Origin of the sequence: Pseudomonas putida (assembly GCF_009883635.2) — a bacterium.
In the GTDB taxonomy this organism is placed as follows: domain Bacteria; phylum Pseudomonadota; class Gammaproteobacteria; order Pseudomonadales; family Pseudomonadaceae; genus Aquipseudomonas; species Aquipseudomonas putida_W.
Window position 1 is genome coordinate 4,848,386 of sequence record NZ_CP026115.2, and the last position, 13,332, is coordinate 4,861,717.

A 13,332-nucleotide genomic window follows, 5' to 3' on the forward strand; every position below is an offset into this window, starting at 1 on the left:
ACCGCGGGTTGCCAAGTAGGGCTTCAGGCCGGTCTCCGGGCTTGCGAGGGGCGTGAGGCCTTCACCTTCCCATGCTGGCGCACAGTGGTGTGTCGAAGGCATCGCTCGCTTACCGTTGCGGGGGCAGCGCCGGACTTGTCGTGAACCACGACGCACCGGCTTCCCGTTTCACCCTGCGCACGGCGGCGCAGGACACCTGAAACTGGCGCGCATCTGACCATCGAATGGCCAGCACGTCAAATGCGCGTGTCAGCGCCCGCGGCGGCGCGACACCCGTGCTTCGATGTTCTTGCGCCCGATCAGCAGGGGAGGCTTTTCCACCACCGGCTCATCGGCCAGCCACTTGTACATCACCAGGCAGTCGACCAACCCCAGGCGGGCATGGCGATAGGCTTTGGGCAGGCGGCCAACGGTCTCGAAGCCGAGCTTGGTCCACAGCGCCACCGCCACTTCGTTGCTCGCCACCACCGAATTGAACTGCAACGCCAAAAAGCCTTCCTGGCGCGCCAGCTTCTGCGAGTGCTCGCACATCAGCCGGGCCACGCCACGGCCACGGGCGGCGTCGCAGACCATGTAGCCGCAGTTGCCGACATGGGCGCCAGGGCCGGCGGCGTTGGCCTTGAGGTAGTAGGAGCCGAGCAGCTCGCCATCGGCTTCGGCCACCAGGGTGTGCAGTGGCAGTTGCAGCCACAGCTGGCGTGCCTGCTCGACGTCCAGTTCGGGGTCGAAGGCGTAGGTTTCGCGGGCCTGGACGATGGCCTGGAAGGTCGGCCAGAAACGCTCGAAGTCCTCGGGCGTCATGGGGCGGATGTGGATCATGGCGGTTCCTGCAATGGCTAGGCCGCCAAGTCTGGGTGGCGCGGCGCCGTCGCGCAAGGGCGGCGACGCCGTCGGGCTTCAGCCGTTGGCCTTGCCCACTGCATCCATGGCGCGGGCCGAGTAGACCAGCGCGGCCCCGGCATTCATCGCCACGGCCACACCCAGCGCCTCGGCGATCTCTTCACGGGTGGCGCCGTGCTTGACGGCTTGCTGTGAGTGCACGGCGATGCAGCCGTCGCAGCGGGTGGTGACGGCCACGGCCAGGGAGATCAGTTCGCGGGTCTTGGCGTCCAGGTGGTTGGTCTTGGCACCCGCGCCGCTGGCGGTCATGTAGCCGGCCACGGTGTCAGGGGACAGTTGCTTGAGATCGCCGATGCCGGCCATCAACTGCTTACGGTAGGCGTCCCAGTCCATCATGCTCATCGTCTTCACCTTGGGGAGGTTGCGGGAGGAGCTTTCAGGCTAGTCGAATTTGCGCCTATCGCCGGTTGCCGGCGATAGGCTGCAGGCAGGGTGTCAGATGTAGACGAATACCAGTACCAGGGCCGCGACCACCAGCCACTTCTCCAGGTAGTAGCGCATGCGGTTGCGCTTCTTCAGCGCCTTGCCACGCTCGCGGATCTTGTAGATGCGGGTGAACAGGCGGTTGATGCCGCCGGTCTTGTCGCCGGCGTCGTTCGGCGCTGCGGCGGCGGCCATGACGTTGCGGCTGAACCAGCGATTGAACGCGGTGGCCCAGCGGTACTTCAGCGGGCGCTCGATGTCGCAGAACAGGATGATGCGATTGTGCTCGGTGGTGTTGGCGGCATAGTGGATGTAGGTCTCGTCGAAGACCACGCCCTCGCCATCGCGCCAGGAGTACTTCTCGCCGTCCACGTCGATGTAGCAACCGTCATCGTTCGGCGTGTCCAGGCCGAGGTGGAAGCGGTACGAACCGGCATACGGGTCACGGTGGCGGACCAGCTTGGCACCCGGTGGCAGGGTGGCGAACATCGCCGCCTTGACCGTGCCGATGCCTTGCAGCAGCTCGGTGGTGCGTGGGCACAGGGTCATGGCCGACGGGTGGCTTTCGCCGTACCACTTCAGGTAGAAGCGCTTCCAGCCGGTCTTGAAGAACGAATTGAAACCGACGTCGTCATAATTGTCGGACTTCTTGATCTCGCCCACGTGCAGCAGCTGCTGGCCTTCGGCACGAATCTCCTGCCAATGCTCCATGAGCGGCTGTAGCTCCGGGAACGCCTCGACCGGCAGGTAAGGCTTGGCCGGGTGCTTGGAGAACAGGTACAGGAAGCTGTTGACCGGGGCCAGGAAGCTGGAGTGGTCGCCCAGCTGACGGGTCAGCTTGTGGCGCACCCGACCGCGCAGGTGAACATAGGCGATCGAGAGGACGAAGATCAGTACGAGTGCAATTTTCATGGGCAGACACGTTTCAAAAATGGCCATTTGCAATGGCTAAGCCCGCCAGCATAAACAATCGAAGGGATGGTTTGTAGGAAATGTTGCACGGTGATGGCAGACCTTGGTGCAAGTCGAGCGTGTACCTGGCCCGCCAGCAACCTTGCGGTGACGCTACTTACCGAGGGTCACGCTGATATGGGCATTATCTACCGTGTATTCTCGGCCCAAGTGTGAAAACTTCCTTCCCGAAAGCCTGCCCTTGAGCCTGCTCGCCTGCTCATCCCATTCGAAATGACTTGAACCTCCGAGGAAATTCACAAGGCCGTTATCAATGACGAAAAACGCCCTTATGGAGTTTGTGGCCGGGTTGATGGTCATTCGCATACCCTGCAACTGGGGAGCTTTGCCTTGTCGAGCGATCAGCAGGAAACTTGAATCCCCACTGCGTTCGAGGCTGATGTCATCCGCGACCAGATCGCCGAGGCTGGAGAACAGGTCGGGGGTAATGCTAGCCCTGACGGAGTTGGTGGCCGTCTCGTTCTTGCTCAAACTCAGGAGTGTGCAGTCGAGACTGCCTTCGGCTTCCAGGCCCTCGGCCGTGAGGAAAGTGAAGTAAATTTTCAGGAGTCCGCTGGTCGCGTCCCACTGGACGATTTCCATCTGCCCGCTCTCCGCCCAGCCAGAGTAAGGGAACACGCTCGATCCAAAATAAGCACTGACCGAGGCCTTTTCACCGTCGCCGATCGCAAACTTTGCACCTTGCCTGATTTTGGACTCGGGAAGCTTCAGCACAATGTGGCTGAAGCTTGCATCGGGATCGCCTTGAATACCGTTGAACCATCGATTACCAAAGGCGGTACCCGTTTCGAATTCTGTTGCTGTGAATGTTTGTTTATTGCCGCCTTTGCGGAGCTTGGCATTCATGGTGTCTGCTTTGTCTTTCGCGTTGCTGCTTTGCATGGCTGCCTCCTGCATGTGTTGAAAACAAGCTTCAATTTATGCGCGACCGCTGTGAGGCACTACTGGCAGATTTAACAGGTGCAAGCAGTGTTGCCATATGCTTGGCGAATTGAGTCCAGGTCCAGGGAGTACGCTCGTGGCACATGAGCCGAGTCGCAATGATCAACCCTTCAAGCGGCTATTTTTCGCGCTTTCTGTAGACGAAGCCCCGCGTCGCGCCATCGCCCAATGGCGCCAGGACCTTTGCCTGCGGGTGGGTAAACCCGTGGCTGCCGACAACTTCCACGTAACCCTGCTGTTTGTGGGTGACGTGAGTGCCGATCAGATGCCGTCATTGATCGCTTCTGTGGGCGCGCTCAAGCATCCACGAGCGCTTCGCCTTCAGCTTGATCGGCTGAATGTCTGGCTGCGCCCGCAGATCCTGGTACTTGAACCCATACAAGCGCCCCCAGCGTTGCTGCGACTGGCGTATGACCTGGCGCAGACACTGCGCCCTCTCGGAATAGTTGAGCAGCCCCACGACTATCGTCCCCACCTCACGCTCTCACGCGATTTCCACCAGGAAGTGCCCGAAACGCCGCTCGCGCCGGATTTCATGCTTGTCGCCCGCCACTTCACCTTGTTCGAGTCGCGCAAGGGCCAGTATTGGCCGGTGGCTGAATGGCCGCTGGAGGACTGAGTGGAGTTGACGCAAAAGCAGTTGACGGTTATACCGGCAGGCTCTGGTAGGGCAGTTCATCCCCGGGGCTGCGGGCAAACTGGCGCTTGTACTCGCGGCTGAACTGCGAGGTACTCTGGTAGCCCACCCGATGCGCCGCCTGCGCCACCCCCAGCCCTTCACCAATCAGCATCTGCTGCGCCTTGAGCAGGCGCAGGCGCTTGAGGTACTGCATCGGTGCCATGTCGGTGCAGCGCTTGAAGTGCTCATGGAAGGTCGACACGCTCATGTTGGCGCAGGCCGCCAGCGCCTCGACACTCAGCGGCTCGGTGTAGTGCTCGCGCAAGTGCATGAGCGCCGCGCCAATGCGGGCGAAGTGCCCCTGTTGCTCCACCAACGCCCGCAGCACCCCGGCCTGGGGGCCGCGCAGGGCGGTGTAGAGCACCTCGCGAATGCGCGCCGGGCCCAGCACCTTGGCGTCGACAGGGTCCTGCAGGCAGCGCAGCAGGCGTTCCACGGACTCACGCATCGGTGCATCGAGCGCCGCCGAGGTCATCGACTGTGGCGTTTGCGCCTGTACCGCCGGGTCGGGTGCCAGGTCCATGCTTTGCACGAGTTCGCCCAGCACACCGCGGTCGATGTCCACCGCCACGCCCAGGAGTGGCTCCTCGGCGGTGGCAAAGGTCTCGCACATGAACGGCACCGACAGCGCCTGCACCAGGTAATGGCCGGCACCGTACTCCAGGGTGCGCGGGCCGAGGCGCGCCAGTTTGCTGCCCTGGGCCAGGATCATCAGGCTCGGCTCGTAGATCTGCGGGCTGCTGGCCACGTAGTGGTCCCAGCTCAGTACTTGCACCTGGGGCAGGTGCGTGGGCACGAAACCCGGGCGGGTGGCCAGGCTGCGGATCAGCGAACACAGCGGGGCGTTGGCGTCGACGTGGCGGGTCAGTTGCATGATGAACCAGGGCAGAGAATCAGACAGTTTCATGATCGCAGATTGGCTGGCCAGCGCCAGATGGCCACTGGCAGGTTCGGAGAATCAGGCATGGATGCCGGAGAATCAGCCGTGGGCCGGGAGGACGATGGCGAGCAGAATGCGCGCCCTGAATCGTTTCACTACCCCGTGAGGTCCCGCATGTACACCGCCATCGGTTACGCCGCCCAAACCCCGACCAGCCCTTTGGCCCCCATGACCTTCGAGCGCCGCGCGCCGCGCCCGGACGATGTCGCCATCGAGATCCTCTACTGTGGCGTGTGCCACTCCGACATCCACCAGGCGCGCAACGAGTGGGGCATCGCCGTCTACCCGCTGATGCCTGGCCACGAGATCATCGGCCGGGTCACCGCCGTGGGTGACCAGGTCAGCTCGCACAAGGTCGGCGACCTGGTCGGCGTCGGTTGCATGGTCGACTCCTGCCGCCACTGCGAGGCCTGCGCCAAGGACCTGGAACAGTACTGCCTGGAAGGCCCGACCATGACCTACGCCACCCCGGACCGGGTCGATGGCAGCAACACCATGGGTGGTTACTCCAGCAGCATCGTGGTCAGCGAGCACTTCGTGGTGCGCATCCCGGCCGGCATGGACCTGCCCAGCGCGGCGCCGATCCTCTGCGCGGGCATCACCACCTACTCGCCGCTCAAGCACCATGGCGTCGGCCCCGGTCACAAGATCGGCATCCTCGGCATGGGCGGGCTGGGCCACATGGGCATCAAGCTGGCCAAGGCCCTGGGCGCCGAAGTGACCCTGTTCACCCGCTCCCAGGCCAAGGCCGAGGAGGCCCGCCGCCAAGGCGCCGATCACGTGATCGTGTCCACCGACGCCGAGCAGATGCGTGCCGCCGCCGGGCGTTTCGACTTCCTGCTCGATACCATCCCGGTGCAGCACGACCTCAACCCGTACCTGGAGACCCTGAAGTTCGACGGCGTACACATTCTGGTGGGCCTGATCGAGCCGATCGACCCGGCCGTACATGCCGCCAACCTGGTGATGAAGCGTCGGGTGCTGGCCGGTTCACTGATTGGCGGCATTGCCGAAACCCAGGAAGTGCTGGATTTCTGCGCCGCCCATGACATCCGTTGCGACATCGAGATGCTCGACATCCGCAATATCAACCAGGCCTATGAGCGCATGATCGCGGGTGATGTGAAGTACCGCTTCGTGATCGACATGGCGACCCTGCAGGGCTGAACCTGGCGATAGCCTGGCCTTTTCGTGGTTGTGAGGGCCAGGCTTGACGCGTACCATGCGGGCAATCCTTCCAATAACAAACCCGTGCCTCAGCGCGGCCGATACTTGGCCCCTGACGCGCGTCGTTTCGCCTTGCCTGCGGAGAACAGATTCCTGCCCATGAACGGACCCATCCCCACCGACCTGCCCCCGACCGCAGGTGGCGGCAGCTGGCTGAGCGTGATCGCCCTGGCCCTGGCGGCCTTCATCTTCAACACCACCGAGTTCGTCCCGGTGGCGCTGCTCAGTGACATCGGCAGCAGCTTCGACATGACCACCGCGCAGGTCGGCCTGATGCTGACCATCTATGCCTGGGTGGTGGCACTGGCTTCGCTGCCGATGATGTTGCTTACCCGCAACATCGAGCGTCGGCGGTTGCTGCTGTTCGTGTTCCTGGTGTTCATCCTCAGCCACCTGCTGTCGTGGTTGTCGCAGAGCTTTGCCATGCTGCTGGTCAGCCGCATCGGCATCGCCCTGGCCCATGCCGTGTTCTGGGCCATCACCGCGTCGCTGGCCGTGCGCGTGGCACCGCCGGGGCAGCAGGCCAAGGCGCTGGGGTTGCTGGCGACGGGCACGACCCTGGCGATGGTGCTGGGTATTCCACTGGGGCGCGTGGTGGGCGAAGCACTGGGCTGGCGCATCACCTTCCTCAGCATTGCCGGGGTAGCGCTGGTGACCATGCTGTGCCTGATGAAGTCGCTGCCGTTGCTGCCGAGCCAGAACTCCGGTTCGCTGCGCAGCCTGCCGATTTTGTTCAAGCGCCCGGCGCTGGTGATTACCTACCTGCTGGTGACCCTGGTGATCACCGCGCAATTCACCGCCTACAGCTACATCGAGCCATTCGCCCTGCACGTGGCGCAGATCGGTGGCGAGCGCACCACGCTGTTGCTGCTGTTGTTCGGTGGCGCTGGCGTGTTCGGCTCGCTGCTGTTCAGCCGTTACAGCGAGCGCTTCCCCCATGGCTTCCTGGTGGGTTCGATCGGCGTGTTGGCGGCTTGCCTGCTGTTGCTGCTTCCGCTGTCGGGCAATTTCTATGTGTTCGCGGCGTTGAGCATGTTCTGGGGCGTGGCGATCCTCAGTTTCAGCCTGTCGCTGCAGTCCAAGACCCTGAAGCTGGCGTCCGATGCCACCGACGTGGCCATGGCGCTGTTCTCCGGCATCTACAACATCGGCATCGGTGGCGGGGCATTGCTGGGCAGTATCGTCAGCAGCCAGATGGGTGTGGCGGATATCGGTATGGTTGGCGGTAGCGTGGCGGTGGTCGGTCTGCTGCTGGCAGTGGCCAGTACCCGGCGGTTTCGTGAGGCTCTGAGCCACTGAATACCTGCACCGGCCTCTTCGCGGGACAAGCCCGCTCCTACAAGTAGCGCGCATGCCTGCAGGAGCGGGCTTGTCCAGCGAAGAGGCCGGCACAGGCTAGATCAGATTCAGCTCAATACCGCAGCCCAGGCCGACACCAGCAGCAGCCCCGCCAACCCCCGGTTGAACCACAGCAACCGCCCCGGCGCCTGCAACCAGCGCGCACTGCCTGCCCCCAGCACCGCCCACACCGCCATGCACGGCACGGCAATCAGCAGGAACACCAACGCCAACTGCCACACCGGCAGTGTCGGCGCGGCAAACACGCCAATGACGGCCACCGCCATCATCCACACCTTCGGGTTGACCACCTGCAACGACGCCGCGCTGACTGCCCCAAACGGCTTGCCGCCTGCGGTATCCAGCGGCTCGCCGGCACTGCGCAGCATGCGCCATGCCAGCCAGCTCAACCACAGTAGCCCAGCCCAGCTCATCGCCTGCTGGGCCCACGGATGGCGCACCAGCGCTTCACCCAGCCCCAGGCCAACCAGCCACACGATCGCCGCCGCCGCACCGCAGGCTGCCAGCATTGGCGCCAGGCTCGCGCGCAGCCCTTGCCGGGCGCCATGGGCGAGGATCAGCAGGTTGGTCGGGCCCGGGCTGATGCTCGAGACCAGGGCGAAGAGAATGAAGGGCAACAACGATTGCGACATGGGAAAGGCTCCGAATGATCAGGGCCCCATGGTCGCCATTGGCAGGCTGTCAGTCTGGAAGGTTTGAGCAGCGACGGCGGTAGTCGGCCGGGGTCAGCTGATAAGCACGCCGGAACCAGCGTCCCAGGTGACTCTGGTCGGCAAAACCCAGGGTCATGGCCACCTCGGCAGGTGTCTGGCCCTGGGCGAGCAGGCGCCGTGCGCGGGCCAGCCGCAACTGGATCAGGTAGGCATGCGGCGCCAGGCCGAAGGCGGCCTTGAAGGCCCGGGTCAGGCGAAAGCGGTCGACCCCGCAGGCTTGGGCAAGCTGCTCCAGGCCGATGTCCTGGTCGAAGTGGGCATGCAGAAAGTCACGCGCCCGCTGTGCCGTCAGTGGCAGGCGCGGGTCGGGGTTGAGGCGCTTGCGCCAGTGCAGGTGGCTGGTCAGGGTGGTCAGCAGCGTGTCCATGGCGGTCTGGCGCACGATACGCAGCTCCTGGCCATGCACCGCCTGGAACGCCAGGGCGGTGGCGTGGGCCAGGCGCTCGTCGTGGCACAGGGTGTCGGCGAAACGCGGCAGGCTGTCGCCAGGTGCCTGTTCGAACAGCGCCCGCAGCTCGGTCTCCAGCCAGTTCGGTTCCAGGTACAGGGTCGAATAGGTGAAGCCTTCGGCGGTCGGCGCGTGGCCGTCGTGCAGGTCGCCGGGTTCGAGCAGGAAGACCTGGCCTGCGGTGCTCTGGTGACGCACCCGGCGGCAGTTGAACTGCTGCACACCTTGCTCGGTGAAGCCGACCAGAAAGCTGTCGTGCCAGTGCGGGTCGTAGGCGTGCCCGACAAAATGCGCACGGACCGACTCGATGCCGGTGTCGGCGTCTTGCTTGAGGTCGATCCAGTTGCTCATGGCGCTGCGCTGCTGACGGGTAGGGCAGTTCACCTTACTCCAGATGCGTCAGCCGGTTTAGAACAATTGTGCAGGCTGCAGCGTGGCAAAACGCTCGCGCAGCCACAGGTGCAGTTGCGTCACTGCGGGCGACAGCTGCTTGCGGTGCGGACACACCAGCGTCACCGGCGTGGCTTCGCCCTGATGCTCCGGCAGCAGGATTTCCAGCTCGCCGGCGGCGATGTTGGCGCTGACGTCCAGCCACGACTTGTAGACGATGCCTTCGCCCTCCAGCGCCCAGCGCCGCACCACGTCGGCATCGTCGCTGACCAGCGGCCCGCGTACCTGCACGGTGCGGTTGCCAAGCTGCCACTTGTCGTAGACGCGGTTGTGCTGCAGGTACAGCAGGCAGTCATGTTGTTGCAGGTCATCAGGTGTGCGGGGGCGGCCGTGGCGGGCCAGGTAGCCGGGCGCGGCCACCACCACGCGGCGGTTCCAGGGGGCCAGCGGCAGGGCGATGTAGTTGGCGTCCTGGTTGAGGCCATAGCGGATGGCGATGTCCACCGGGTCACGGCTGAAATCGGCCATCTGGTCGGAGAGGAAGAAGCGCAGGCTCAATGCCGGGTGCTCGCGGCGAAAGGCGCTGAGCCAGGGCAGCAACAGGTTTCGGCCGATGTCGGAAGGTGCGGACACCTGCAACACCCCACGCAAGGTGCTGTGGCTGGCATGAAGCTGCTCGTGGCCCTGGCGCAGGGTGTCCAGTACACGCTGGGCGGTGGGCAGGTACAGCTCGCCCTCGGCGGTCAGGCGCAGGCTGCGGGTGGTGCGGGCGAACAGGCGCACGTCGAGGTCGCGCTCAAGGCGCTTGATCGCGGCGGCCACTTGCCCGGGCAGCAGGTCGGCTTCATGGGCGGCAGCGGTGAAGCTGCCCAGGGCGCTGCTGCGCACGAACAGTTCGAGGTCGGTGAAACGGAGCATTTTCACTCCAGGGGTGAAAGTGTTGCTGTATTCTGCCGCTTTTTTTGGTTTGCAGGAAAGATAAGATGCGCGACAGATCCCGTTTCGTTGATTGGAGTTGCAGCATGGATACCGTCTCCCTGGCCAAGCGCCGTTACACCACCAAGGCCTACGATGCCACCCGCAGGATTCCCCAGGCCACGGTCGATGCGCTGCTCGAACAGCTGCGCCACAGCCCGTCCTCGGTCAACTCGCAGCCTTGGCATTTCGTTGTCGCCGACAGCGCCGAAGGCAAGGCCCGCCTGGCCAAGGCCACCGACGGCCGTTTTGCCTATAACTCGCCGAAGATTCTCGACGCATCGCACGTGATCGTATTCTGCACCCGCACCGAGATGACCGAGGCGCACCTGAATGCGGTGCTTGACCAGGAACAGGCCGATGGCCGCTTCCGCGACGAGCAGGCACGGGCAGGGCAGAACCAGAGCCGTCGCGGCTATGTGGACTTGCACCGTTTTGATCAGAAAGACCTGCAGCACTGGATGGAGAAGCAGACCTACCTGGCCTTGGGTACTGCGTTGCTCGGTGCAGCGGCCCATGGGCTGGATGCCACGCCAATCGAAGGCTTCGACAGCAAGGTGCTGGATGCTGAGCTGGGGCTGCGTGAGCAGGGCTATACCAGTGTGGTGGTGTTGAGCCTGGGGTACCGTAGCGAGGCGGATTTCAATGCTGGGCTGAGCAAGTCGCGGTTGCCGGGTTCGACGGTGTTTACCTTTCTTTGAGGATGCGTCGGGCGTTGGGGTATTCGCCACGACAGTTGCAGCGCCTGTGAGACCGAGCGCCGCCCGCGCGGCGCATCGCGAGCTGCGCTCGCTCCTACGTTTGTTTCGGGCCAGTAACGCCTGTGGCATGCGCGCGCGACCGCCTTGTTTGTACGACGCGATATCGCGCCATGCGCCAAGGCGTTCGCGCGCAAATCCCACAGGAATAATTGGCCCGAAATAGACGTAGGAGCGAGCGCAGCTCGCGATGCGCCGCGCGGGCGGCGCTCGGTCTCACAGGCGCTGCAAGGCTTGAGGCATGCACATCAGCCCTACCACAATGCCCCCGCAGCCGCCGTCAAAACCCGCCCAAACACCGCGATCGCCGTGTCCACATCGGCCTCGCTGGTAAACCGCCCGATGCTCACGCGCACGCTTTTGCGTGCCCGCGCTTCATCCAGCCCCAGCGCCAACAGCACATGTGAAGCGGCGTTGCTCGCCGAGTTGCAGGCCGAGGTGGTCGAGAGCGCCAGTTCACTGGCCAAGGCCATGCTGTTGAAGCCGTTCGCTTCGATGCACAGGTTCAGGGTATGAGGTATCCGCTGCAGGGCACAGCCATTGAGGCTGACCCCCGGCAATGCCAGCAACCCTTCACGCAGGCGCTTGGCCAGGTGCTCGATACGCTGGTGCTCGCTGTCCCCCGGCTCACCGGCCAGGGCGAAGGCACTGCCCATGCCGACGATCTGGTGCGTCGGCAAGGTCCCCGAGCGCAGCCCTTGTTCATGCCCGCCGCCGTGGATCTGCGCGCACATCAGCTCACGGGCGCGAGGCCCGACATACAATGCGCCGATACCTTTGGGCCCATACACCTTGTGCGCCGAGAACGACATCAGGTCCACCGCCATAGCCTGCAGGTCAATGGCCAGCTTGCCGACCGCCTGGGCCGCATCCACATGCAGCAGGGCGCCATGGGCGCGAACCCGTTCGCCAATGGCAGCGAAATCAGTGACGGTACCCAGTTCATTGTTGACGGCCATCAGCGATACCAGGCGGGTGTCCGCGCGCAGCGCTGCCTGCACAGCGTAGGGCTGGATCAGGCCGCTGGCGTCCGGCGCCAGGCGGGTGATGGCCCAGCCCTGGCGCTCCAGTTCCTTGACCGTGTCGAGCACGGCCTTGTGCTCCAGCTGGCTGGTGATCAGGTGGCCCGGCTGGGCCATGCCCTGGGTGATGCCTTTGAGTGCCAGGTTGTTGGACTCGGTGGCGCCCGATGTCCAGACGATGTCGTCGGCGCGGGCACCGACCCGCTCTGCCACTTGCCGGCGGGCCTGCTCGACCACTTCGCGTGCGGCCTGGCCATAGGCATGGCCACTGGACGCGGGGTTGCCGAAGTTAACCTGGCGACCGAGGCAGGTGAGCATGGTTTCGATGACTCGGTCGTCGACCGGAGTGGTGGCGGCGTAGTCGAAATAGAGCGGGGCGCTAGGCATGGGGCGGGTCCGTGCAATGTTGCTGTGGTGTTGGCAATCGTTGCATCAAGCCTAAGCGCTGGGGAGAAAATGATTTTGCTTTTTGTGCTGCAGATAGCCGGTTGACGGAGAATATTTTTCTATATTAATAGATCAATTAGAAATGGTTTTTCCTCTCTGTGGGCCCAGGCGAGCCCACAGTGCCATGAACGCTTCAGGCAGGCTCCAGCGCCCGTTCTTCTTCGGCCACCACGCGCTCGCACAATTCGATGATTTGCTCGCGCATCCAGCGGTTGGCCGGGTCCTGGTCGGTGCTCTCATGCCAGTACAGGTGAGTCTCCAGCGCTGGTACGTCCACCGGTAGCGGCTGGAAACGCAACTGGTGACGGCGGGCGAAGCGCTCGGGTACGGTCATGGCCATGTCGGTCTGCTGCAACACCTGCGAAGCCATCAGGTAATGCTGGGAGCGCAGCGCGACCTTGCGTTGCACGCCCATCTTGCCCAGTGCCAGGTCCACGTAGCCCAGGCCGTTGCGGCGGCTGGAGATATGGATGTGGGTCATGCCCAGGTAGTTGTCGAGGGTCAGCTTGGTATCGGCCAGCGGGTGGCCCTGGCGCAGTGCGCAGACATAGCGATCCTGCATCAGCTTGACGTGGCGCACCTGCGGGTCGGTGTTCAGTGGGGCGTCGACGGCGAAGTCCAGGCGCCCGGCGGCCAGTTCCTTGGTGGTTTCGCGGCGCTTGCACAGGAAACTTTCGATCAGCACCGCCGGGGCCAGGCGGCGCAGGCGCTGGAACAGCGGCGGCAGGATCACCGCCTCGGTGAGGTCGGTCATGCTGATGCGGAAGGTCTTGTTGGCCTGCTGCGGGTTGAAGATGCGGCTTTCCTGCACTGAGGTGCGCAGCAGTGCCAGGGCATTGCGCACCGGGCCGATGATGTTCTGGGCCATGGGCGTGGGCACCATGCCCTGGGCGGTACGTACGAAAAGCGGGTCGTTGAAGGTTTCGCGCAATCGCGACAGAGCGTTGGACACTGCCGGCTGGGTGATGCCGACGATCTGCCCGGCGCGGGTAAGGTTGGCTTCGGTGTAGATCGCGTCGAAGACGATGAACAGGTTGAGGTCGACCTTGCTGAGGTTCATGGCGCCGCTCTTTGTTGGAATTATTGGCCGATCATATATCGGTTATGAATGTTTATACACACGGAAAATAGACTAGG

At 63.9% G+C, this 13,332-nt stretch carries 14 protein-coding genes and 1 riboswitch; of the genes, 4 read left to right on the top strand and 10 right to left on the bottom strand.

From position 1 onward, the window contains the following. Positions 1-9 precede the first annotated feature (9 nt). Positions 10-215: riboswitch (cobalamin riboswitch) on the bottom strand. 34 nt (positions 216-249) lie between these two features. The 4 genes from C2H86_RS22190 to C2H86_RS22205 all read right to left on the bottom strand — a co-directional run bounded on the left by C2H86_RS22190 (position 250) and on the right by C2H86_RS22205 (position 3,177). Continuing rightward, positions 250-819 (bottom strand): GNAT family N-acetyltransferase, encoded by a 570-nt coding sequence (locus C2H86_RS22190; protein ID WP_103447987.1) that lies wholly within the window; start codon positions 817-819, stop codon positions 250-252. A 78-nt stretch (positions 820-897) separates the two neighbouring features. Continuing rightward, positions 898-1,242 carry a carboxymuconolactone decarboxylase family protein gene (locus tag C2H86_RS22195; RefSeq protein ID WP_027919898.1) on the bottom strand — a complete coding sequence of 115 codons (345 nt, stop codon included), beginning with the start codon at positions 1,240-1,242 and terminating at the stop codon, positions 898-900. 93 nt (positions 1,243-1,335) lie between these two features. After that, on the bottom strand, positions 1,336-2,235 hold the full coding sequence (gene lpxO, locus C2H86_RS22200) for a lipid A hydroxylase LpxO (RefSeq protein WP_103447986.1): 900 nt from the start codon (positions 2,233-2,235) through the stop codon (positions 1,336-1,338). Positions 2,236-2,388: 153 nt separating this feature from the next. Then, positions 2,389-3,177 carry a hypothetical protein gene (locus tag C2H86_RS22205; RefSeq protein ID WP_159409840.1) on the bottom strand — a complete coding sequence of 263 codons (789 nt, stop codon included), beginning with the start codon at positions 3,175-3,177 and terminating at the stop codon, positions 2,389-2,391. A 136-nt stretch (positions 3,178-3,313) separates the two neighbouring features. Here C2H86_RS22205 and thpR point away from each other — a divergent pair, with 136 nt between their 5' ends. Beyond that, on the top strand, positions 3,314-3,856 hold the full coding sequence (gene thpR, locus C2H86_RS22210; protein WP_240349629.1) for an RNA 2',3'-cyclic phosphodiesterase: 543 nt from the start codon (positions 3,314-3,316) through the stop codon (positions 3,854-3,856). A gap of 28 nt (positions 3,857-3,884) precedes the next feature. Here thpR and C2H86_RS22215 read toward each other — a convergent pair whose 3' ends face one another. Beyond that, the gene (locus tag C2H86_RS22215; RefSeq protein ID WP_159412975.1) at positions 3,885-4,790 is read right to left on the bottom strand and encodes an AraC family transcriptional regulator; all 906 of its coding nucleotides are present in this window, start codon (positions 4,788-4,790) and stop codon (positions 3,885-3,887) included. 180 nt (positions 4,791-4,970) lie between these two features. Here C2H86_RS22215 and calA point away from each other — a divergent pair, with 180 nt between their 5' ends. Both calA and C2H86_RS22225 read left to right on the top strand, forming a co-directional pair. Next, positions 4,971-6,023, top strand: coding sequence for a vanillin reductase (gene calA / locus C2H86_RS22220; RefSeq protein ID WP_103447981.1), 1,053 nt, complete (start codon positions 4,971-4,973; stop codon positions 6,021-6,023). A 159-nt stretch (positions 6,024-6,182) separates the two neighbouring features. Next, positions 6,183-7,382, top strand: coding sequence for a sugar transporter (locus C2H86_RS22225; protein ID WP_159409842.1), 1,200 nt, complete (start codon positions 6,183-6,185; stop codon positions 7,380-7,382). Positions 7,383-7,489: 107 nt separating this feature from the next. Here the strand turns inward: C2H86_RS22225 and C2H86_RS22230 are convergent, their stop codons facing one another. The 3 genes from C2H86_RS22230 to C2H86_RS22240 are packed head-to-tail and all read right to left on the bottom strand — an operon-like array spanning position 7,490 to position 9,911. Next, positions 7,490-8,074, bottom strand: a complete 585-nt coding sequence (locus C2H86_RS22230) for a LysE family translocator (RefSeq protein ID WP_159409843.1) — start codon at positions 8,072-8,074, stop codon at positions 7,490-7,492. Between the two features lie 49 nt (positions 8,075-8,123). Beyond that, a complete protein-coding gene (locus tag C2H86_RS22235) occupies positions 8,124-8,954 on the bottom strand; it encodes an AraC family transcriptional regulator (RefSeq protein ID WP_159412976.1) in 831 nt (276 codons plus the stop codon). A gap of 57 nt (positions 8,955-9,011) precedes the next feature. Continuing rightward, on the bottom strand, positions 9,012-9,911 hold the full coding sequence (locus C2H86_RS22240; RefSeq protein WP_159409844.1) for a LysR family transcriptional regulator: 900 nt from the start codon (positions 9,909-9,911) through the stop codon (positions 9,012-9,014). Positions 9,912-10,015: 104 nt separating this feature from the next. On the opposite strand from C2H86_RS22240, the gene nfsB reads away from it, so the two are divergent. Continuing rightward, positions 10,016-10,669, top strand: coding sequence for an oxygen-insensitive NAD(P)H nitroreductase (gene nfsB / locus C2H86_RS22245; RefSeq protein WP_159409845.1), 654 nt, complete (start codon positions 10,016-10,018; stop codon positions 10,667-10,669). Positions 10,670-10,980: 311 nt separating this feature from the next. On the opposite strand, the gene C2H86_RS22250 is transcribed toward nfsB, so the two are convergent. Then, on the bottom strand, positions 10,981-12,135 hold the full coding sequence (locus tag C2H86_RS22250) for a cysteine desulfurase family protein (RefSeq protein ID WP_159409846.1): 1,155 nt from the start codon (positions 12,133-12,135) through the stop codon (positions 10,981-10,983). A 193-nt stretch (positions 12,136-12,328) separates the two neighbouring features. Continuing rightward, positions 12,329-13,255 (bottom strand): LysR family transcriptional regulator, encoded by a 927-nt coding sequence (locus tag C2H86_RS22255; protein ID WP_159409847.1) that lies wholly within the window; start codon positions 13,253-13,255, stop codon positions 12,329-12,331. Between the last annotated feature and the right edge of the window lie 77 nt (positions 13,256-13,332).